The organism is Acinetobacter sp. FB (assembly GCF_056033405.1).
In genome coordinates, this window is sequence record NZ_CM148502.1 from 712,292 (window position 1) to 734,193 (window position 21,902).

The 21,902-nt window shown below is 38.9% G+C and carries 17 protein-coding genes and 1 tRNA gene; 12 read left to right on the forward strand and 6 right to left on the reverse strand.

Annotated elements, in window-relative coordinates; translation table 11 throughout:
- Positions 1-13 precede the first annotated feature (13 nt).
- Positions 14-1,504: a long-chain fatty acid transporter gene (locus AC0JIQ_RS03430; protein WP_474202639.1), complete on the reverse strand. Its 1,491-nt coding sequence runs from the start codon at positions 1,502-1,504 to the stop codon at positions 14-16.
- Positions 1,505-1,993: 489 nt separating this feature from the next.
- Here AC0JIQ_RS03430 and kdpA point away from each other — a divergent pair, with 489 nt between their 5' ends.
- From kdpA to AC0JIQ_RS03455, 5 genes are read left to right on the forward strand one after another with little or no spacing between them, the layout of a single operon-like run.
- A complete protein-coding gene (kdpA, locus tag AC0JIQ_RS03435) occupies positions 1,994-3,691 on the forward strand; it encodes a potassium-transporting ATPase subunit KdpA (protein ID WP_474203219.1) in 1,698 nt (565 codons plus the stop codon).
- Between the two features lie 16 nt (positions 3,692-3,707).
- A complete protein-coding gene (kdpB, locus tag AC0JIQ_RS03440) occupies positions 3,708-5,720 on the forward strand; it encodes a potassium-transporting ATPase subunit KdpB (protein WP_474202640.1) in 2,013 nt (670 codons plus the stop codon).
- 9 nt (positions 5,721-5,729) lie between these two features.
- Positions 5,730-6,365: a potassium-transporting ATPase subunit KdpC gene (kdpC, locus tag AC0JIQ_RS03445; RefSeq protein ID WP_474202641.1), complete on the forward strand. Its 636-nt coding sequence runs from the start codon at positions 5,730-5,732 to the stop codon at positions 6,363-6,365.
- A gap of 12 nt (positions 6,366-6,377) precedes the next feature.
- Positions 6,378-9,026, forward strand: a complete 2,649-nt coding sequence (locus tag AC0JIQ_RS03450; RefSeq protein ID WP_474202642.1) for an ATP-binding protein — start codon at positions 6,378-6,380, stop codon at positions 9,024-9,026.
- Between the two features lie 11 nt (positions 9,027-9,037).
- A complete protein-coding gene (locus tag AC0JIQ_RS03455) occupies positions 9,038-9,742 on the forward strand; it encodes a response regulator (RefSeq protein WP_474202643.1) in 705 nt (234 codons plus the stop codon).
- A gap of 53 nt (positions 9,743-9,795) precedes the next feature.
- Here AC0JIQ_RS03455 and AC0JIQ_RS03460 read toward each other — a convergent pair whose 3' ends face one another.
- On the reverse strand, positions 9,796-11,256 hold the full coding sequence (locus AC0JIQ_RS03460) for a coniferyl aldehyde dehydrogenase (RefSeq protein ID WP_474202644.1): 1,461 nt from the start codon (positions 11,254-11,256) through the stop codon (positions 9,796-9,798).
- A 128-nt stretch (positions 11,257-11,384) separates the two neighbouring features.
- On the opposite strand from AC0JIQ_RS03460, the gene AC0JIQ_RS03465 reads away from it, so the two are divergent.
- From AC0JIQ_RS03465 to AC0JIQ_RS03480, 4 genes are all read left to right on the forward strand, one after another.
- Complete coding sequence (locus AC0JIQ_RS03465) at positions 11,385-12,449, forward strand: AraC family transcriptional regulator (RefSeq protein WP_474202645.1); 1,065 nt, start codon at positions 11,385-11,387, stop codon at positions 12,447-12,449.
- A 111-nt stretch (positions 12,450-12,560) separates the two neighbouring features.
- Positions 12,561-13,124, forward strand: coding sequence for a phosphatase PAP2 family protein (locus AC0JIQ_RS03470; RefSeq protein WP_474202646.1), 564 nt, complete (start codon positions 12,561-12,563; stop codon positions 13,122-13,124).
- A gap of 132 nt (positions 13,125-13,256) precedes the next feature.
- Positions 13,257-14,669, forward strand: a complete 1,413-nt coding sequence (locus tag AC0JIQ_RS03475) for a glutamine synthetase family protein (RefSeq protein ID WP_474202647.1) — start codon at positions 13,257-13,259, stop codon at positions 14,667-14,669.
- A 291-nt stretch (positions 14,670-14,960) separates the two neighbouring features.
- Complete coding sequence (locus tag AC0JIQ_RS03480) at positions 14,961-15,764, forward strand: metal-dependent hydrolase (protein WP_004664554.1); 804 nt, start codon at positions 14,961-14,963, stop codon at positions 15,762-15,764.
- An 85-nt stretch (positions 15,765-15,849) separates the two neighbouring features.
- Here the strand turns inward: AC0JIQ_RS03480 and AC0JIQ_RS03485 are convergent.
- Positions 15,850-15,925 (reverse strand) — tRNA-Arg (locus tag AC0JIQ_RS03485).
- Between the two features lie 70 nt (positions 15,926-15,995).
- Entirely contained in the window at positions 15,996-17,354 is a 1,359-nt protein-coding gene (locus AC0JIQ_RS03490) for an amino acid permease (RefSeq protein ID WP_474202648.1), read from the reverse strand.
- A 368-nt stretch (positions 17,355-17,722) separates the two neighbouring features.
- Between AC0JIQ_RS03490 and prpF the strand changes: the two genes are divergently transcribed.
- The 3 genes from prpF (at position 17,723) to AC0JIQ_RS03505 (ending at position 20,402) form a co-directional block, all read left to right on the forward strand.
- The gene (prpF, locus tag AC0JIQ_RS03495) at positions 17,723-18,910 is read left to right on the forward strand and encodes a 2-methylaconitate cis-trans isomerase PrpF (RefSeq protein WP_474202649.1); all 1,188 of its coding nucleotides are present in this window, start codon (positions 17,723-17,725) and stop codon (positions 18,908-18,910) included.
- Positions 18,911-19,073: 163 nt separating this feature from the next.
- Positions 19,074-19,985 (forward strand): polyprenyl synthetase family protein, encoded by a 912-nt coding sequence (locus tag AC0JIQ_RS03500; RefSeq protein WP_474202650.1) that lies wholly within the window; start codon positions 19,074-19,076, stop codon positions 19,983-19,985.
- 48 nt (positions 19,986-20,033) lie between these two features.
- Positions 20,034-20,402 (forward strand): MmcQ/YjbR family DNA-binding protein, encoded by a 369-nt coding sequence (locus tag AC0JIQ_RS03505; RefSeq protein ID WP_046739393.1) that lies wholly within the window; start codon positions 20,034-20,036, stop codon positions 20,400-20,402.
- 48 nt (positions 20,403-20,450) lie between these two features.
- Here AC0JIQ_RS03505 and AC0JIQ_RS03510 read toward each other — a convergent pair whose 3' ends face one another.
- Both AC0JIQ_RS03510 and AC0JIQ_RS03515 read right to left on the reverse strand, forming a co-directional pair.
- A complete protein-coding gene (locus AC0JIQ_RS03510; protein WP_004664547.1) occupies positions 20,451-21,302 on the reverse strand; it encodes an SPFH domain-containing protein in 852 nt (283 codons plus the stop codon).
- Positions 21,303-21,320: 18 nt separating this feature from the next.
- Positions 21,321-21,782, reverse strand: a complete 462-nt coding sequence (locus AC0JIQ_RS03515; RefSeq protein ID WP_474202651.1) for an NfeD family protein — start codon at positions 21,780-21,782, stop codon at positions 21,321-21,323.
- Positions 21,783-21,902 lie beyond the last annotated feature (120 nt).

Sequence of the window (21,902 nt, forward strand, 5' to 3'; positions counted from 1 at the left end):
TATAACCCTTTTATTAGAAACGATAACCAATTTTTAAACCATAAGCGATTGCATTATTGTCTTCAAATTCTGCAACATACTCATTACCACCAGCTTGAGCGCCAGTTTGAGCTTTAGCATCACCTAACCAAAAATACTTAACGCCACCAGCAATAAATGTTGCAGGGGTTGGACTATATTGAACACCTACACCAACATTCCAGTAACCTTCTGTTGGTCCTAAAGTTGTAACTGGGTTACCTGCACCAGAATCCCAACCTACAGAAACATTACCTGCCCATTGTTCATTGAGTTTACGACCGACACCTGCATTTACAGACCATTGATCATCAGAATATTCAACTAAATTAAAACCGTTTGGACGACCAACTAATCCACCAATTTGTTGCGACAATAAGCCAAATTTATATGGTTGAATAGCGAAATCTTTCCAATTTACCCAACGCACATTAGCAAATGCAACAGTATTTGCCATGATTCCAGTTTGGAAGTCTAAGTTAACAGATTGAGGTGTTGTAATTTTGGTTTTTTTACCAGCGCTGCCTTCTTCTAGAGCTTGCGCTTGAGCCAATGCTTGAGCTGGTGTAATACCGAGTAGACCTGCAAGAACTGCTGGATTACTAGTTAAAGCAGATGTTACTGCAAATTTTTCATCAATATTTACTTTATGATCGATTTCAGAGCGATAAGTTACAGCTGCTTTTAATGCAATTTCAGGAATTTGATACGCTGCACCTACTAACCAACCAGCACCACCAGTTTCTTTAATATCGGCATCGTAACCATTATAGATACTATATGCAGTACCGCGTAGGTTTACTTTACCCTTTACAGTTTGGTAAACACCACCAGCATAAAGATTTAAGTTTTTAACTGGTTGGTAACCAAAAATAAGAGAGATATTTTGAGAATCTACTTCTACTCCAGTGCTACCTGTTCCTAAAGAGGCATTGGCATCAGCTAGACCTTTTTGTAATGCTTTAACTGGTGCACTATTTAAAAAACCTTGAGTCACAGCAGCTTGGGCTTGAGCTGGAGTCATACCACCTTGTACAAGCCCAGCAATTTGCTGTTGACCTGTTGGTGAGGTTAAGTAATCACTTACTTTCTTTTGTAATAATGCATTTGTTCTTTCAACAGGTAAAACAGTATCACTGCCTGGATTAGATACGAAAACATTCTGACCGCTATATTTCGCATCGGCACCAAAAGGTTGATCGTAAAGTAAGCCAAAAGAAATATTATCAGTTAGTTGAAGTTTTAGAGCGGCGCTAGGGAACATGTAATCATCACCCATATCACCGATTTTACGTTGAGTTGGTGATGTGCCAGCTTCTTTTCCTTCAACAGTTGGATCTAGAACCGAAAGACCAGCTTCAAAATAGTTACCTGGCTGTAAAAAAGCAGACATTGACTGACCTGAGCGATCTAATGCAGCTGCAAATACTCCAGTTGCAGGTAGCGTCGCTAAAATCATTGCAGTGCTAAGATGTTTTAATTTCATTTTAAATCTTTCCTTGAACTTCAAGATTTTCTAAGTAAGAAGCTATGATTGGCTTGTCAAATCATCTATTGAAATAGATTTGATATAACTTCATGTAACAAAAATACCATAATTAAAATAAGAGTAAATGTTCTAAATGAACTTGTCAGTACGATTGATTACATGAAAATGCACAAAAAAAATGCTATTTAAATTTATGTACATTTGTGTTTTTATTGATAATATGATGATAAATATAAAGTATTACTAATAATTTATGGTGTTTTGTTTTTGCATTTCTTTTTAATTTTTTTTAAATAAGGTCAAAGATTTTTTGTAAAAATTAAGAAATTTTTCTCCATAATTTTTCTTTAAAGCATTTTTTGACAATACAGAGAAGAGTTTAGGAATAATTTTACGAAAAATTTACGTTCACTGGTTTTTTCAATATAGAGAATTTACGCTCTCAATTTCCATACTAATGATGACCTATTTTAAATGGCATTTGCTATGTGGGAATTTATTTCTGTATTTGTCCTTTCATTACTGCTGGCTTATCCGCTCGGTGCTTATCTCGCCGATGTAATGCAGGCTAAGCCAATGAAAAGCGACACTTTGTTTAAATGGATTGAACAACCCATTTATGCTGTGTTGGGTGTTAAGCGTAGTGGAATGAATTGGCGGCAATATTTAACGGCATTTGTGCTCAGTAATATTTTACTGCTCGCTGCAAGTGTCACTATTTTAATGACTCAAGCATGGTTACCACTCAACCCTGATCATATTCCAAATATGAATTGGGATCTGGCTTTACATACCAGCATTTCATTTCTGACCAATACCAACCAACAACACTATTCAGGACAGGCTCAACTGTCTTATCTATCGCAAATGACAGTCATTGTTGGATTGCAATATTTATCGCCAATTATCGGACTTGCTTTATTAGTCGCCATGTTAAGGGCTTTATTCCTGCAATCACGTCAAGCGCAAGATCCAGAGCAAAAGAATTGGAACCATATTAATCTAGGTAATTACTGGATGGATATTATCCGACCATTGTTTAGATTCTTTATTCCACTTGGTTTAGTTTTTTCTTTGCTCCTTACTTTTCAAGGTGTTCCAGCAACATTATCTGCAGGTCCAACCGCACAGGTCTTGGATCAAACCGTAGATTTTAAAACCCAACATATTCCACTGGGTCCAGTTGCGCCCATGGTTGCAATTAAACAACTGGGCAGTAACGGTGGCGGTTGGTATGGCCCAAACAGTAGTGTGCCTTTAGAGAATCCAACGCCGTTATCCAATGTTATTGAGATGATCGCGATCTTACTAATCCCGTTGTCAGTGGTATTTATGGTGGGGCGCTTTATTCAACGTAAGAAATTGATGTGGATGATTTTTGGCACTATGTTGCTGATGTCGTTGGCTTCAACCTTATTAACGTTGTGGACCGAAAAATCATCTTTAAGTGTTAATGCCGCGTTGATGGAAGGGAAGGAGCTTCGTTTCGGTGCAGACGCATCTGCATTATGGGGAAGTTTGACCACGCAAGTGAATAACGGCTCGGTCAATATGATGCATGACTCTGCCTCACCACTGACAGGATTAGTTGAGCTGTGCAATATGCTGATTAATGCCATTTGGGGCGGTATCGGCTGTGGTCTATTACAGTTTTTTATATACCTATTCTTGGCTGTATTTATCGCAGGCTTGATGACGGGGCGTACCCCTGAATTATTTGGTCGAAAGATTGAAGTCACTGAAATTAAGTTGTTAGCACTGGTGATTGTATTACAGCCTGTGGTGATTCTTGGCTTAACTGCGATTGCCATTGCATTCCCATCCATGACAGGAAATTCAAATCCAGCGTTCCATGGCATTAGCCAAGTGTTTTATGAGTATGTCTCTGCTTATGCCAACAATGGTTCTGGTTTTGAAGGCTTAGGCGATAACACGCTCTGGTGGAACCTCAGTGCCAGTGTGGCTTTATTGGCAGGGCGTTATAGCGTGTTGATTATTCCAGTTTTAATCGCAGTGAGTTTAGCAACCAAACCGCAAGCAGCCGAAAGCAAGGGTTCTTTACATATTGAATCTCCAACTTTTGCGTTGACCTTGATTGGGATCGTGCTGATTCTGACCTTGTTGCAATTCATGCCAGTGTTGGTGATTGGGCCAATTGCTGACTATTTGTCGATAAAAGTTTAAGCGTGGAGCAAGCACAATGAAACATTCAAATGCGACACAACAGATGGATATTTTGAATAAAGAAATTATTCAACAAACCTTTTATAAACTATTACCGCAATATGCGTTTAAAAATCCAGTGATGGCTTGTGTCTGGGGGGGAACAATCTTAACGATTGTCGCAACCTTGATGGGGAGTACCAGCTTCGGTTTTGGTCTGCTGTTGAGTTTGATCTTATTGGTGACTGTATTGTTTGCTAATTATGCAGAAGCGGTTGCAGAAGCTAAAGGCCGTGGACAAGCAGCATCATTACGTCAGGCGCGTGAAAACTTAACTGCAAATCGTATTCTCGATTTAAATGCTGTACCGACCGTGATTTCCGCAAACCTACTCAAAAAGGATGATTTAGTCATCGTTAAAGCAGGTGAAATTGTTCCTGCGGATGGCGAGATTATTCAGGGTTTTGCGACCATCAATGAATCGGCAGTTACAGGAGAGTCTGCACCCGTACTGCGTGAAGCCAATACCGACCGTTCAGGTGTGATTGGTGGCACTAAGGTCTTGTCGGATGAAATTATTATTCGAGTTAGTAATGAGGCAGGGCATAGCTTTTTAGACCGCATGATTGCCTTAGTTGAAGGCGCCAATCGCCAAAAAACGCCGAATGAGGTCGCGTTGAGTATTTTGCTCAATATCATGACCATTACTTTTATTGTGGTAGTGGCAAGCTTACCTTTTATTGGTTCAATGGTCGGGATCAAAATCAGTCTAGTCTTGTTGATTGCTTTACTGGTGTGTTTGATTCCAACCACGATTGGAGGATTGCTGCCTGCGATTGGGATTGCAGGGATGAACCGTGCGTTAAAAGCCAATGTCTTAGCCAAATCAGGGAAAGCGGTTGAAGTTGCAGGTGATATTGATGTGTTGCTGTTGGATAAAACAGGCACGATCACCTATGGCGACCGTCAAGCCACCGCCTTTTATCCATTGGCAGGTGTAACGCCAAGTGAATTGCGCCAAGCAGCCATGCTGACCTCTTTTGCTGATCCAACCCCTGAGGGTAAATCCGTGGTGAGTTTGGGTAAAGAAATGGGAGAGAGCATTCGTGAGCCTCAAGATGCCGAATTCATTCAGTTTAGTGCATCGACACGGTTGTCTGGCGTGGATTTGGCGACAGGGCAAAAGATTCGTAAAGGCGCAGTGGATGCTATTCTTAAATTCACTAATCAAGAGATTAAAGATAACGTTGAACTAAAAACTAGAGTGGAACAGGTGGCGTCAAAAGGTGCAACCCCATTGGTCGTGGCTTCGAATCACAGTATTTTAGGGGTGATTGAACTATCTGATGTGATTAAACAGGGGATTAAAGAACGCTTTGCACTGTTACGTGAGATGGGTATCAAAACCATTATGGTTACAGGCGATAATCCTTTGACTGCGGCTGCGATTGCGGCTGAAGCAGGCGTGGATGACTATATTGCAGAAGCGAGACCTGAGGATAAATTGGCTTGTATTCGTAATGAGCAAGCAGCAGGAAAATTAGTCGCAATGGTGGGTGATGGCACTAACGATGCACCTGCTTTGGCGCAGGCAGATATTGGTTTAGCCATGAATTCGGGCACTCAAGCTGCCAAAGAAGCTGGCAATATGGTGGATTTGGATTCTGATCCAACCAAATTACTAGATGTGGTTGAAATTGGTAAACAGCAATTGATTACTCGTGGAGCATTAACCACTTTTTCGTTAGCAAATGACGTATCTAAGTATTTTGTGATTTTACCTGCATTGTTTGCCGTTGCGATTCCACAACTTGGGGTACTTAATATTTTACAGCTTAGTAGTCCAAGCAGTGCCGTGATTTCCGCTTTGATCTTTAATGCTTTGATTATTCCAATGCTGATTCCATTGGCACTCAAAGGCGTTCAATTCAAACCTGCCAGTGCGCTGCAATTGTTACGCCGTAATATGCTGATCTATGGTGTAGGTGGTGTGATCTTTCCGTTTATTGTGATCAAGCTGATTGACCTTGTTGTGTCATTGTGGATTTAGGAGTTGGAAATGAATACTTTATTGAGTCATGAGCAATTGAATCAACAGGACTTGGCATTATCTAGTCAAGGACATTCAGTCCTACGCCCGAGTATTGGTTTAATCTTGGTTGGTTTTTTGATTGCAGGTGTGTTGTATAGTGCAGTAAGTGTTTCCATTGCGCAGTTGATCTTTCCCAAAAAAGCCAATGGTAGTGTCATTGAACTGGATGGTAAAATTATTGGTTCAAGCTTGGTAGGGCAAAACTTTGTTAGTGAACAATATTTTCATGGACGACCAAGTGCGGTAAGTTACAATGTAGATGGCATGGCAGGCAGTAATTTGGCAATCTCTAATCCTGATTTACAAACACAAATTAAAGAACGAACAGTGCAATTTGCCCAGAATAATCATATTACTGAGCAACAAGTGCCAAATGAGATGGTGACAGCATCAGGAAGCGGAATCGACCCAGATATTTCACCTGAAAGTGCTTTATTACAGGTGAAACGTGTGGCACAGCAACATCATTTGCCTGAGCAGCAAGTTCGTGATTTGGTACAACAACAAACTCAGCCTGCACAATTCGGCATATATGGGCAAGCCCGAGTGAATGTGTTACAGCTAAATTTAGCCTTAGATCAATTGTCATCGACCACACGTTGATAGAGCGTAATTATGCAGATCGACCGTAATAACAAAGCAGATGCATGGTTGGCACATAGTCAACGTGAACAATCTGGACGTTTGACCATTTTCTTGGGTGCAGCACCTGGGGTGGGGAAAACCTATGCCATGCTGACCCGAGCGCATGAATTGATGCAACAAGGGCAGCATGTGGTGGTTGGTGTGGTGGAAACCCACGGTCGATCTGACACCGAAGCTTTGATTCAAGGGCTGAATGTTATTCCAAGAAAGTCTGTGGAATATCAGGGGCGAATGTTGGATGAGATGGATCTCGACCAAATTCTTAAATTAAAGCCTCAAATTGTGCTTGTTGATGAATTGGCCCATCGTAATGTACCCAATAGTCGGCATGAATATCGTTGGCAAGATGTCAATGAGTTGTTGGATGCAGGTATTGATGTCTATAGCACCTTAAATATTCAGCATTTGGAAAGTCTGAATGATGTAGTTTTTCAAATTACGGGGATTCGGGTCACTGAAACTGTCCCCGATGCACTACTTAAACGTTTGAAAGATATTCGACTGGTTGATTTACCTGTTCCCGAACTATTAGAACGGATGAATCATGGCAAGATTTATTTCGCCGATGTTGCACCCCATGCATTACAAGGTTTTTTTAAAGCTGCGAATTTGACAGCGTTACGTGATCTGGCAATTCAAACTGTTGCAGGGCAGGTTGATATTGATTATCGAGAAAAATTTGTTGCGCAAGGGCAGATTATTCCGATTCAAAATCATGTGATGTTGGCGATAGATGGTTCTGAATTCTCTGAAGATTTGGTACGCCGTGCCCATCGGATTGCGGAAAGGCGCAATGCAACGTGGAGCGTCATTTCGATTCAAAAAAGTAAGGTTGAAACGACCCAAGCTTTTGCAGTGACTAAAGCCTTTAATCTAGCGCGTAAGCTCGGTGCAGACACTTATTTACTCTATAGTAATCATATTGCATCGACTATTTTACAAGCGGCTTATGATTATGGTGCATCTAATATTTTGCTTGGCAAAAGTCCTCAAAAATCGCTATGGCAGCGCTTATTTTCAGATCATATTGCCGATCAACTGTTAGAGAAACAGCATCCTTTTGAAATCACCTTTGTTCAGCCTTTAAAAGCCAAAAATAATGAAAAGCGTTTGCAGACAGATGTCGCTCATTCATCTTGGTTGGAACAAAGTTTAGCATTTAATCAACGTGAAGTGTTTGAAAGTATTATCATTGTGTTGTTAGGGCTGATTGTGGCAGCAATCAGTGATCATTTTATTGGGTATAGTGATTTAGCTTTAATTTTTATTGTGACTGTATTACTAGTTGCGATACGCGCCCGCATGTTGATCACGATTATCAGCGTATTCATCTGTTTTTTACTCTACAACTATTTTTTTATCGAACCTCGATTTACTTTTATGATTAGCGCTGAACGAGGCGTGATTACCATCATTACGTTTATTGTCTCAGCCTTACTGGTCGGGCGTTTAGCCAACCAATTACGTGCGCAGGTATTGAATTTACGTGCTGCAAATTCAGTCTCGTTACAGTTGCAAGAATTGGAAAGAAAACTATCGACCTGTGTGGATATTGAACAGGTATTAACCGTCGCCAAACAACATTTAGAAACTTCATTAAATGCGATGGTCTGGTTAAAAGTTGAAAATCAGTCTTTGGGTGATGTCACTGCTTTAAATGAAAAAGATCAAATAGCCGCAGATTGGACGCAGAAGAATGCGAAACCCTGTGGACGCTTTACCAACACACTGACCAATTCTGAATGGTGGTTTATTCCACTGAATTTAGTGAAAGAATATGGCGTAATTGCAATTCGCTTTCATCAAAATGCTCAAACCATCAGTTTTGAATTACAACGTTTAACTGAGTTGATGATTGAAGATATTGCGCAAACTGTTGCTCGGGTACAACTGTCTTTACAGTTAGAAAATTCTAGAGTAGTGGCTGAAACGGAAAAGCTACGTTCAGCTTTACTTTCTTCGGTATCGCATGATTTACGTTCACCCTTAGCAGCGATGATTGGTTCAGCAGATACGCTCAAATATTATGGTGAACAGATGCCTGAAAGCGATCGCCATGAATTATTAGACACCATTCATATTGAGGGTGAACGATTGGATCGTTATATTCAAAACCTGTTGGACATGACTCGTTTAGGTCATCAGGGTTTGACTTTAAGTCGTGCTTGGATCGGTGCAGATGAGCTGATTGGCTCGGCAACTCAACGGCTTAAACGCTATCAGCCTGAGGTGAAAATCGAAGTTGCTTTGGCGGAAGAACTTCCGCAATTGTATGTACATCCTGCTTTGATTGAACAAGCCATTTTTAATGTTTTGGAAAATGCTGCCAAATTTTCACCAGAGAATGTTCCGATTGAAATAAAGATTCAGCAAGAGGAACAATTTCTGCAAATTGACATTATCGACCAAGGGATTGGCATTCCCGAAGATGAACGCGAGCAAATCTTTGATATGTTCTACACCATGCAACGCGGTGATCGAGGAAAAACGGGGACAGGTTTAGGACTAGCGATTGTCAAAGCCATTATTGGCGCTCATATGGGTAGTATTGAAGCTTTTGCTGGAACAGATGGTCAAGGCACCTTAATTCGCATACGATTACCGTTACATCAGGATTAAAATTATTATTTATGCCGCAAACAACCCATCCGAATGCATCAATTTTAATTATTGATGATGAACCTCAAATTCGAAAATTTTTAGACATTGCTCTACGTGCGCAAGGTTATCAGGTGCATGTTGCTGAAAATGGCATGAAAGGCTTAGAAATTTTGGCAACACGAGGTGCGGATTTACTGATTTTAGATTTGGGTTTGCCAGATATGGAAGGACAGGAAGTATTGACTGAGATGAGGCAATGGTCAGATATTCCTGTGATTGTGTTATCTGCCCGTCCTGATGAAAATCAAAAAATTAAATTGCTCGATGCAGGTGCAAACGACTATGTCACTAAACCGTTTAGCATTCAGGAATTATGTGCCCGTATTCGAGTGATGTTTCGCAATAAACCACAACAGTCTGGACAGAACATTGTATTTGATGATGGTCAATTATCTGTGGATGTGGCTGAGCATGTGGTGACGTTTGCCCAGGAAGAAATTGTCCTCACCAAAAAAGAATTTCAACTATTAGCACTATTGATTCGCCATCAGGGGAAGATTGTTACGCAAAAACAAATTATGACCGAGCTATGGGGTATTAGCCATGAAGAAGATACCCATTATCTTCGAATCTTGGTGAAAAAACTCCGCAGCAAAATTGGAGATTCTGCGGTTACTCCAAAATATATTTTTACCATTGCAGGGGTGGGGTTACGTTTCCAAGGGCAATCCTAAATTGAAAATAAAAAAGAGAGTTTGCAAAACTCTCTTTTTGACGAATAAACCGTTTATTTTAAGTTTGGGTCGCCTTTTTTCAAGAAGAAACTCAAAGCAAGTTTTTGCACCCAAGTGCCATAAGGTGGATAGAATAATTGCGTTGGGAAGAAGCGATGACGAGCAAAAACTGTTTTCGCATGTGATAGCTCACGGAAGCCTTCTTCACCGTGATAAGTTCCCATACCAGAGTTACCAATACCACCAAATGGTGCATCATGGTTGACCACATGCCAACCCCAATCATTAATCGTAACACCACCTGAATGAGTTTGTTTTAAGATGTGGTCACGTTCAGTTGAATCATGAGTGAAACAATAGAGTGCTAAAGGTCGTTCACCTGCTTTGATATAGGTAATTGCATCATCAAGGCTATCGTAAGCCACTACGGGCAATACTGGGCCAAACAGCTCTTCTTTTAGAATACGCATATCGGGTGTGCAATTCAGTACAATATGTACAGGCATACGACGCGCATCTTTGTCACGATCATATTCGGCACAGGCAATAATTTGAGCGCCTTTGGCTTTGGCATCGTCTAGGATTTCTAATAGGCGTTTGAAATGGCGATCATTGACGATAGAGGTATAGTTAGAATTATTGCTGATGTTACTGCCATACATCGCCGTAAAATTATTTTTACATTCTTCTGCAAACTGATTCACTTGTTCTTTGGGTACAAGTGCATAGTCAGGTGCAACACAGATTTGCCCACAATTGGTTGCCTTACCATGCAATACCCGTTTAGCTGCATCGGCTAATGGATAATGACGGCTGACAAGCGCAGGGGATTTACCGCCTAATTCTAATGTGACAGGCGTTAGGTTTTCTGCTGCTGCACGCATTACCACTCGACCAATTGCAGGTGAACCAGTAAATACAATATGGTTAAAAGGGAGTGATGTGAATTGTGCAGGATTAAGAATTTCTTCACCGAAAATACAAACTTCATCTTCAGAAAAAACTTCAGCCAGCATACGTCTCAGCACTGCATTAGTTGCAGGTGTAATTTCGGGCAGTTTAATCATGACTCGATTGCCCGCAGCGATTGCCGCAACCAATGGACCAAGCGCCAAATAAACGGGGAAGTTCCACGGCACAATCACACCGACCACACCTTTCGGTTGATATTGGACAGCCAGACGGTTTGATAAAAACAGTAATTCAGTACTTCGTTTACTCGGTCGCATCCATTTACGTAAATGTCGAATGGCATGTTCTGCTTCCAAAACTGAGCCTAATAAATCCAATAATTTTGATTCATCTATCGATCGAGAACTAAAATCGCTATTGATAGCGGTTGCAATCACGTCTTGATAACGAATAATTTGTTTTTTAAGTTTGAATAATTTTGTACGTCGAGCATCGAGATCAGGATAAGGATTCGCATCGAAAGCAGCACGTTGTTGGGCGAATACCAAGTGCATATGTTTAGTTGCCGAGTCGCTAAATTCCTGCGAATGAGAAAGTGTCATTGTTGCTCCTTCCATGCTTATTGGTAGAAATAGACTTTATGATTGATTGAATTTTTAGTCGATGTTAAATTGAGACAACAAAAAGTAATTTAGTGCCATTATCTACTGATCGAATGGATAAAGTAAAAATGCCTAAACAGAATATTGAGCAAAATATTTATATTGAAGCTCGTTATGATCATACGATATTCGGTCAAGGCACGCCTATACTTGGTTTAAGCAGTTTGTTTGATGAAATGCAAAAACAAGGATATTCCATCGCTCAGATATTAGATGGTACGGGTATTGCGCATGATGCGTTAACATGTGCGACCACAACAATATCTCAATATCAAAAGTTGAAGTTATTTCAAAATATCCAATCTTTGTCTAAAGATTCATTGATCGGGCTTAGGGCAGGTCAAAAACAAAAATTATCAGATTTTGGGGTGTATGGTTATGCACTGTACTCTTCTCGTAATTTTCAACAAGCCGTCGAACTTGGCATTCGACATATCAAACTAGCCAGTCCTGTACTGCAAAAATCATTTTATATACAAAATGATACTGCAATTTTTGAAGCTAAAGAAATTATTGCTTTAGGACATTTATTACCATTAATTTGCGAGTTTTGGTTTAGTTCAATGCAGACCTTAATTCAGTGTGTACTCGAAGCGCCATTTCAAGCTAAAAGGTTATTACTGCCTTATCCTGCCCCTGAATATGCAGATGAATATCAAAAGGTATTTGGTTGTGTTGTAGAGTTTGATGCAGAGGTGATGCAATGGCATTTCGATTTAGCATGGTTAGATGCGCCTTGTCCAAATGCAAATCCGATTACTGCAGATATGTGTCAGTCTTTTTGTGAACGGATGTTGGGAGATGAAAATGATGAGGAATCTGAACTGATCAAAACGATTCGTCTTATTTTCTTGGACAGTGTTGGGAATTTTCCAACTGCTCAACAGATCGCAGATCAATTACATGTATCTAAAAGAACTTTATATCGCCGTTTAGCCGATTTGAATGTGAGTTATCAAGAAATATTGGATAGTACGCGAACACGTCTTGCCGATGAATATCTAGCCGCGACCACACTGAGTATGGATGAAATTGCTGAAAGGCTTGGTTTTTCAGATACTTCAAACTTTAGGAAAGCGTATTGTCACTGGACGGGAATTTCACCTAATCAATATCGTAAAAAGTTTGCTTAGTGAAATGCAAGAGCTAGAGATTATTTAAAATTAATTTTGATAGAGATTTAATCATTCTTTCATGATTCGCTTATATATTGCAGTGAGCGAATCTAAAAAGATAAATATGCAATGATATTTGAAAGCTTAAACATTTACTTGTTTGATTGCATAAACTCATTTGCGACTCAGAATCCGATTGTGGATAGAGTTGCTATATTTACAGCACATGATTTAAATACAGTTTTTATATGTTTTCTTTTATTTTTATTAGTTTATCAATGGAAAATCTATAATTATTTATTCGCTAAAACACTTTTAATTGTGTTGCTTTCTTTAATCCTGAGTGATTTAGCTGAAATCTTCTACCATCATCCACGTCCGTTTGAAATAGGACTAGGTCATCAACTTATTGGGCATGGTCCAAGTTCATCATTTCCCAGTCAGCATACCCTAACCATCACAATCATTGCCTTTTCATATTGGTTAGCAGGTTTTAAGAAGATTGGTGTATTTGGTATTTTTGTCGGTATGGTCGTTGGTTTATCAAGGATTTATGTTGGGGTTCATTTTCCATTTGATATCATTGGATCTTTTATTATTGGTTTGATGTTGGTTGTATCTGTCAATTATATCGTGAAGGAATTGACTGTTAGAATTCGTAAAATTACATCGGTCAGTGCTTATGATGCTTAACAAAATGCTAAACGGTTACTTGAATTTTACGTTAAATTTATACTGAGCTTAGATAAGTTTATATTATCTTAACGTTACATATTTATAAGCATAAATTATTCTATTCATAACAATATGAACTTGGTTTAATTTATGAATGCTGTCTTTGTAGAGTTGAATCAGCTATTAAATTTTAATAATACAATTAATCAATCAAATGAGCAAAAATCTGAAAATATTCTGTTCGATAAGGGATTATTTTTAGAGGAAGTAGATCATTATTTAGAAAAGTATCCAAATACACAACATATTGATATTTATTTGTATGATTTGAATGGACATCTACGAGGTAAAAGAATTGATGTCAAATGCTTAACACAATTGGTCAAAGCATGTTATTTACCCCTTTCTATTTATGCGATGAGTCTAAATGGAAATGTGATAGAAGAAACAGGATTAGGTAAATTTATTGGTGAACCAGATCATTTGTGTCAGCCTATTCTAGGTTCATTGCAACCTTGTGCCATTGAGCCTGAAACTAATGCTCAATTGTTATTGACGATGAAAGATGATCGCCATCAAGAGTGTTTAATTGAACCTCGTAATATTTTAAAAAGAATACTCCAACAATTACATGAAAAAAATTATCACCCATGTATTGCAGCAGAAATAGAATTTTATTTGCAGCCGTTGAATGGGGAACAAGAAGTTCAAGAATTAATAACTCAATGTTTTGATATTCATCTCTCTGATACACATCAACAAATTTTAGATGAGATTGAAGCTATCGCTAAACTACAGAATATTATAATTACAGGAATTATTTCTGAAGCATCTTCAGGGCAATATGAGCTTAATCTACAACACACATGTGATCTTTTAAAGTTATGTGATCAGATTATGTTGTTAAAACGAACCATTAAACAAATTGCACATAAACACGGATTTCGTGCAAATTTTCTAGCAAAGCCAGATTTGTTAAAAGCGGGCAGTGGAATGCATTTTCATATGAGTTTGCTTGATCAAGATCAAAACAATATTTTTAGTCCTCGGAAAGATGTGTTATCTCAAGATCTTTTAAAAGTCATCAGTGGTTTGTTATGGTTAATGCCAAGTTCGATGGCAATTTTAGCACCCAATTTAAACTCTTTTAGACGCTTTAAAAAAGGTCATCATGTTCCTTTAGAAGCGAGTTGGGGGCTGAATAACCGTAATGTGGCTATTCGAATACCTTGCTCTGATCAAGAAAATCAAAGATTGGAATACCGTGTGGCAGGAGCAGATTGTAATCCTTATCTTACCATTGCCATGATTTTGATTGGCACACTCTATGGTTTAACACACCAGTTAGAAATACCGAAACAAATCAATCAACTTACGTTTAAATCTAAACATTATTTATTGCCAATTGAGCAAATTGAAGCTTTAAAATTATTTAAAAATAACAAGATACTTACAGAATATTTAGGTAAAGAATTTATGGAATTATGGTGCACAGTAAAACAAGCAGAACACCAAAGCGTTCATAGTCAAATCACATCAATTGAAAAGTCTTGGGATATTTAGGTGCATCTATTGTTTTATCTAGTCTTGATTTAGCAAATAACCGCTTTAAGGGCACAAAATATCTTTATAGGACAAATTGAGAAAATACATGAAAAATAAATTGACAGCATGAATAGTAGATTATAATTTAATCATAGTTCCAATTTGGAACTAAGTAGAAATTTATATCTAAGCTTGTTCAAGAGATGATGTAGCTCTTGTCGGTTTGCTGTTGAATATATGATTTCTTGATGGTCTTATTAACGTAGTTAAAACCGTTTGCGCTTTAGTTTTAGGGGAAGGAAAGCCATAATGTCACATAATACAATTACGGTGCGCCAAACGCAGTTTAAACCTGAGAAAATTAAAGCGCACTATACTGAATCTACGCTAATGTCACATTTTCTCACAGCACTATCTATGAGCTTTCCACAGGGAGAACGTTTTTTTGTAGAAACTGTTCGTAATGTGCGTGATCAAATTCATGATGAACAATTACAAAAAGATATTTCAGGTTTTATTGGTCAAGAGGCACATCATGCCCGCGCTCACGAACAGTTTAATCAGTTGGTGCAAAGCAGCGAATATCATTTAAAAAAATTTGAAAAGGCTTATGAGCAGGAGATGATTCGCTTACGGACTTTGAGCCAACGCCGTCAATTGGCTGCAACGGTCGCACTTGAGCATTTTACGGCAATGATGGCTGGTTATATGCTTCAGTATCCAAATGTCATGTTTAAGGGTTTATCAGAAAACATGAAGAATCTATGGCTTTGGCATGCTGTTGAAGAAATTGAGCATAAGCATGTAGCTTTTGATGTATATCAGCAAGTTTTTGCTAATCTAGCGCAGCGTCGTAGAAGTATGCGAACTATCACAGTGGGATTTATAACTAGCACTATTGTGATGACCAGTCATCTTGCCTGGCAAGACCGCAAAAATACCTTGTATTCCCCAGCACAACTTTTAAAAAATGCTCAAACGCTTTTAGGACTGACTCAAATGACGTGGCGTTTACTACCTGATTATTTAGCATTCTATAAAGCTAGTTTTCATCCGTCTGAGATAGATCAACAAGATTTACTCACCAAAGCGAAAGGATTATTAGCTAATTAAATAGTTAAATTTATTTTTAAAATTAATTGTTTATAGATTTTTACTTTGTTCAAGGATGCTATTGTTTATATCTCAATCATCTAAATGGTGCGCTCAGCGGGACTCGAACCCACGTCGGTCGCTTAGGAGGCAACTGCTCTATCCAGTTAAGCTATAAGCGCATAATTTTATGATTATAAACAAAAAAGTGATTGCCTAAGCAATCACTTTTTGATGAATTTGATCAGATATTTAGTCTTTAGCTTTAAGATTTAAAGCTTTATATAGCACAAACATTAATACAATCCAGATCGGAATCATCAGCACAGATTCTTTGAAACCTTGTTGCCACATGATGTACAGCACGACTGCAATGAAAACTAAGACTAAGTAGTTACTGATTGGTGACCATAACGCAGGGAAACTGGTTTTTAAATTCTTTTGCTTTACCATCGCTTTAAATTTTAAATGAGTTAAGCTGATCATTGCCCAGTTAAGCACTAGAGCACCAACCACCACATACATCAAATGACCTAAGGCATCTTCTGGAACAAAATAGTTCAACAGTACACAACCAAAAATCAATAAAGCAGATAATAAAACAGCAGGAATCGGTACACCTTGTTTATTTACTTTAGCGAAAACTTTAGGCGCATTCCCTTGTTGTGCTAAACCGAAAAGCATACGGCTATTGGCAAACATACCGCTGTTATATACAGATAAAGCCGCTGTTAAGATAATAAAGTTAAGTAAATGAGCCGCCCAACTAATTCCCATTTGACTAAAAATCATCACAAATGGACTTTTGTCTAAACCACCTAAATCCAGTTGGTTCCAAGGCACAAGTGAAAGGAGAATCGCTAATGAGCCAACATAGAAAACCAAAATACGCACAACAACTTGATTAATTGCTTTTGGTATCGTTTTCTTTGGATCATTGGCTTCTGCCGCAGCCATACCAATCAGTTCGATTCCACCGAAAGCAAACATAATAAAGGCAAGCATGTAAAACAAACCATCAAAACCGTTTGGAAAGAATCCACCATGTGACCAAAGGTTACTAAATGAGGCTGTTGAATTTGCATCTGCTGTGAAAAGTAAGAACAAACCAAATAAAATCATAGCGACAACAGCAGTCACTTTAATAATAGCTAACCAAAACTCTGATTCACCATAGAATTTAACGTTAGTCAGATTAATTGCCGTAATAATGACAAAGAAAAATAACACTGATTGCCAAGCCGCAATATGAGGCCACCAGTAGTTAATGTATTTTGCAACCGCAGTCAGTTCACTCATCGCAACAAGGATATATAGTACCCAATAATTCCAACCTGATAAGAATCCTGGAAACTTCCCCCAATATTGATAAGCAAAATGACTAAATGAACCAGCGACAGGTTCTTCGACAATCATTTCACCTAATTGGCGCATGATGAGAAATGCAATCAAACCACCAATTGCGTAACCCAAAATAATTGATGGTCCAGCAGACTGGATGACTTGCGCAGAACCTAAAAATAAGCCCGTACCAATAGCTCCACCCATAGCAATGAGCTGGATATGGCGGTTTTTTAGTCCACGCTGAAGTTGAGAAGAATCGTTGTTCAAAGGACTGAGCTCGACGAGGAATAAGTGGAATATTCTAATAGATTGCAAAGTTTTAGCCTAGTAAAAGTACAGCTTGGCTATGACTGGAAAGTAGTTTTTAAAAGTTATTTAAAATCCTATATTTGAACGAATAGTAAACTACATGATGGTGGTATTTTAGACATTTAAATCAGACTTTTGTTTTTTAAACAGCAGTTGTTTATTTTCGTGCCATTGTTAAGTTATTCAACTTTACTCAATATACACGATGTACTTTATCTATTCCGCTTTGCTTTAATCGTATAGTCGTATGGCATTTCAGATGACTCTACGATAATTTAAGCTCACATTCACTTGCACCAACAACATGATAAAAGGATGAAATTGACATGAGTTCAGTACCACAAATTAAAGTCCCTGCAACCTACATGCGTGGTGGCACGAGTAAAGGTGTCTTTTTCAATCTCAATGATTTACCTGAAGCCGCACAAGTTGCTGGAAAAGCACGTGACTTGCTCTTACTACGTGTCATAGGAAGTCCAGATCCTTATGGTAAACAGATTGATGGTATGGGCGGTGCAACTTCAAGTACCAGTAAAACAGTGATCTTGGCAAAAAGTGCAGAGCCAGAGCACGATGTCGACTATTTATTTGGACAAGTTTCAATTGATCAAGCTTTCGTAGATTGGAGTGGTAACTGTGGCAACTTGACTGCAGCAGTCGGTTCATTTGCTATTTCAAATGGTTTGGTCGATGCAGATCGTATTCGTGAAAATGGGATTTGTACGGTACGTATTTGGCAAAAGAATATTCAAAAAACCATTATTGCACATGTCCCAGTAACCAATGGTCAGGTTCAGGAAACAGGTGATTTTGAATTAGATGGAGTGACTTTCCCAGCAGCAGAGGTTCAAATTGAATTTTTAGACCCCGCTGATGATGGCGAAGAGGGTGGGGATATGTTCCCTACAGGAAATGTTGTTGATCAATTGGTTGTGCCCGATGTTGGAACATTCCAAGCGACATTTATTAACGCAGGTATTCCAACTATTTTCTTGAATGCTGAAGATATTGGCTATCAAGGAACAGAATTACAAGATCATATTAATGGAGATGCCGCAGCCTTAGCGCGTTTTGAAAAAATTCGCGCATATGGTGCAGTTCAGATGGGCCTGATCAAAGATATTTCAGAAGCAGCAGCACGTCAGCATACACCTAAAATCGCTTTTGTTTCAGAACCTAAAAGCTATAGTTCTTCAAGTGGCAAAACTGTTGAAGTAACAGATGTTGATTTATTGGTACGTGCATTGTCTATGGGTAAGCTACATCATGCCATGATGGGGACAGCAGCCGTGGCGATTGGAACGGCAGCCGCAATTCCGGGTACTTTAGTGAATTTGGCAGCCGGTGGTGGTGAGCGTGAAGCGGTTCGTTTTGGTCATCCATCAGGCACTTTACGTGTTGGTGCTCAAGCCGAGTTAATTGATGGGAAGTGGGCTGTCAAAAAAGCGATTATGAGCCGTAGTGCACGTGTATTGATGGAAGGTTGGGTGCGTGTACCTGGTGATACTTTCTAAATACTGATTTGATCTTATGAATAAAGCCTTCGTTTGAAGGCTTTATTATTTTAAAGTTATTAAAAACACAAAAACAATTTCTCTAAATAAATAATGTTATGATGTTGTCATTCTGGCAAGTTTTTGTCGGTTGATCCTTTCATTAAAATTTCCCGAGGCAATCGTGTCATCTATTTCTCAAGTTAATGCGGATGTTTTACAACAATCTCAACAACGTATTCAACAAGATTTATTGACAGCATTGGCTGCATTTTCTATTCCTGAACCATTAAAGTCAGCCGTTCATCATGCAGTAATGTTGGGCGGCAAGCGTGTCCGTCCTGCATTATGTTATGCAACAGCAGCTCTATTGCCGAATCATAATTCTGCAGCGGCTCGTCGTGCTGCCGTTGCGATTGAGTTAATACATTGTTATTCCTTAGCACATGATGATTTGCCATGCATGGATAATGATTTGTTACGTCGAGGTCAACCAACCTGTCATGTGGCATTTGGTGAAGATACGGCACTATTAGCCGGTGATATTTTACAGTCTATGGCATTTGAGATATTGGGCAGCCGTTTGTTTGATGAACAAGGCCAAGGTACAGATGCAGCTATTGTCTTGAAGCAAATGCAAATTTTGGCGACAGCAAGCTCTAAAATGGTTTGTGGTCAAGTACTTGATTTACAGGCTGAAGGCAAACAAGTTGATCAAACTGAATTAGAAAATATTCACCGTAATAAAACGGGGGCGCTGATTCAAGCCGCGATTATGATGGGTGCCGTGACCATCTTTAATGGGACAGATCAAGCAATTCCTAAATTGCGTCAATTTGGGCAAACCATTGGTTTAGCTTTTCAAGTACAAGATGACATTCTTGATGTTACGGCGAGTACTGAAATTTTAGGTAAAACTGCGGGCAAAGATGAGCAAGTGCAAAAATCTACTTATCCTGCATTGATGGGATTGGCTCAAGCTCAGGCTTATGCTCAAACTTTACATGATCAAGCTTTTGAAGCATTAGCATATTTCGGGGATGATGCTAAAGAACTTGTTGAAATTTCTCAATTCTTGTTAGCACGCCAAAGTTAATCTAAGCCAAGACCATAAATGATAAGAAATAAAATAGGATACGGTTTTATGAAGGACGATCAATTACAACAACTTGCACTCGAGTATGGGCAAGAACTTGCTTTTTCAATCCAGTCCCAACCCTTTGGACCAGATTGTGAGGTGTTTAAAATTTTTGACAAGATGTTTATGTTGATTGGTGCATATTCTGGAAAGCTGCTTGTAACCATCAAATGCAAGCCTGAGAAAAGCTTGGAATATCAAGAGCTGTATCCTTCAATTTCGGCAGGCTACCATATGAATAAGAAACACTGGATATCAATCGCCAGCGGTGATGAAATTACAGCAGATCTGCTGCAAGACCTGATTAAAGATTCTTATGATTTGGTGGCAGGAAAATTGCCGGTTAAAGAACGAAAACTGATTCAGAATGTATAAAAAAATAAAGCGGCGATAACGCTGCTTTATTTTGATTGGAAAGTGAGTTTAATGTTTACCCATAATTCCACGGATAGCATTAAGTACATCCGATGGGAGTACCACAGTTTTTGCATTGCTTGATTTAGATAGATCCTGCATTGCTTTCACATATTGCTCACCCAATAAATAAGCAACAGGAATTTCTTTATCACCTACAGCAGTGGTGATCATTTCAATCGCACGTTGTGAAGATTCAGCAAGGACTACCTGAGCTTCTGCATCACGCCGGGAAGCTTCTAAACGACCATCCGCCTCTAAAATTGCAGCTTGTTTTTCACCATCTGCTTTCGTCACCGTTGCACGACGTTGACGTTCAGCCGCTGCTTGAGCTTCCATCGCAGCTTGCATTGTATGTGATGGTTGAATATCTTGAATTTCAACTGTTTTAAGGGTGATGCCCCAATCTGAAATGTCATCAGAAATGGCAGCTTTTAATTTCGCCTTAATGTGGTCACGAGATGATAAAGCATCATCTAAATCCATTTCGCCGACGATCGAACGTAATGAAGTTTGCACTAGGTTTTGAATCGCCCACGTATAATTTTCAATTCCATACACGGCTTTTTCTGGAGTTGTTAGATTGATATAAGCGACTGCATTCATCACTAAAACAGCATTGTCTCGAGTAATCACTTCTTGAGATGGAATATCTAACACAATATCTTTCGTTGTAATTTTATACGCCACTTCATCGATATAAGGAATAACAAAGTTCAGACCTGGGTTTAGGGTGGTATGGTATTTACCTAGACGTTGCACAATCCATTTATACCCTTGAGGAACAATACGCACCCCTTTAAAAATAGTTGTGCCAATAAAAGCTAAAAGTGCTAAGACAACAATAGTACCGACAGACATTGGAAACCCTCTTTATGTTTATGAGTTGCTATGTGGTTGAACGACTAAATCATTACCTAAAATATCAATTACTCGGACACGATCACCAACTTGTACTGGAGCTGTAGAACGGCAATTCCATTCATCAGAACCTAAAATAGGCATGGGAAAACGTACGACGATTTGTCCATGATCAAGTCCAGTTTTAATCACCATACCCACTTGACCTATTGTTGATTCACGCGCTAGGCCTGCTTTAGTTTTATCAATTGAAAGTGGTTTGATAAACTTGAACCAAAGAATCGTACATAAAATGGATAAAATTCCCCATGTGATCACTTGGGTGGTAAAGCCCATCATTGGGAAAAGCCATAGTAAAATGCAGACCATAATTGCGGCTACGCCAAACCATAACGCAGCAAAAGCGGTCAAAATCAACTCTGAAAGGATCAGCAAAATTCCTAATACAAACCAGTGCCAAGGCTCAACTACAAACTCCATAGATTTGCTCGCATCATTAAACTGAGTTAGGTGAAAAAACATTCACTTTGGCACTGTAGCAGATCATTATGTTTATGAATATACAAAGATTGTTTTTTTAGATATTGGGGCTGATGATTA

What these genes read in the sequence shown, in the direction of transcription:
- AC0JIQ_RS03430 (WP_474202639.1), bottom strand. Translation starts at nt 1,504, where the DNA reads ATGAAATTAAAACATCTTAGCACTGCAATGATTTTAGCGACGCTACCT.
- kdpA (WP_474203219.1), top strand. Translation starts at nt 1,994, where the DNA reads ATGTGGGAATTTATTTCTGTATTTGTCCTTTCATTACTGCTGGCTTAT.
- kdpB (WP_474202640.1), top strand. Translation starts at nt 3,708, where the DNA reads ATGAAACATTCAAATGCGACACAACAGATGGATATTTTGAATAAAGAA.
- kdpC (WP_474202641.1), top strand. Translation starts at nt 5,730, where the DNA reads ATGAATACTTTATTGAGTCATGAGCAATTGAATCAACAGGACTTGGCA.
- AC0JIQ_RS03450 (WP_474202642.1), top strand. Translation starts at nt 6,378, where the DNA reads ATGCAGATCGACCGTAATAACAAAGCAGATGCATGGTTGGCACATAGT.
- AC0JIQ_RS03455 (WP_474202643.1), top strand. Translation starts at nt 9,038, where the DNA reads ATGCCGCAAACAACCCATCCGAATGCATCAATTTTAATTATTGATGAT.
- AC0JIQ_RS03460 (WP_474202644.1), bottom strand. Translation starts at nt 11,256, where the DNA reads ATGACACTTTCTCATTCGCAGGAATTTAGCGACTCGGCAACTAAACAT.
- AC0JIQ_RS03465 (WP_474202645.1), top strand. Translation starts at nt 11,385, where the DNA reads ATGCCTAAACAGAATATTGAGCAAAATATTTATATTGAAGCTCGTTAT.
- AC0JIQ_RS03470 (WP_474202646.1), top strand. Translation starts at nt 12,561, where the DNA reads ATGATATTTGAAAGCTTAAACATTTACTTGTTTGATTGCATAAACTCA.
- AC0JIQ_RS03475 (WP_474202647.1), top strand. Translation starts at nt 13,257, where the DNA reads ATGAATGCTGTCTTTGTAGAGTTGAATCAGCTATTAAATTTTAATAAT.
- AC0JIQ_RS03480 (WP_004664554.1), top strand. Translation starts at nt 14,961, where the DNA reads ATGTCACATAATACAATTACGGTGCGCCAAACGCAGTTTAAACCTGAG.
- prpF (WP_474202649.1), top strand. Translation starts at nt 17,723, where the DNA reads ATGAGTTCAGTACCACAAATTAAAGTCCCTGCAACCTACATGCGTGGT.
- AC0JIQ_RS03505 (WP_046739393.1), top strand. Translation starts at nt 20,034, where the DNA reads ATGAAGGACGATCAATTACAACAACTTGCACTCGAGTATGGGCAAGAA.
- AC0JIQ_RS03510 (WP_004664547.1), bottom strand. Translation starts at nt 21,302, where the DNA reads ATGTCTGTCGGTACTATTGTTGTCTTAGCACTTTTAGCTTTTATTGGC.
- AC0JIQ_RS03515 (WP_474202651.1), bottom strand. Translation starts at nt 21,782, where the DNA reads ATGGAGTTTGTAGTTGAGCCTTGGCACTGGTTTGTATTAGGAATTTTG.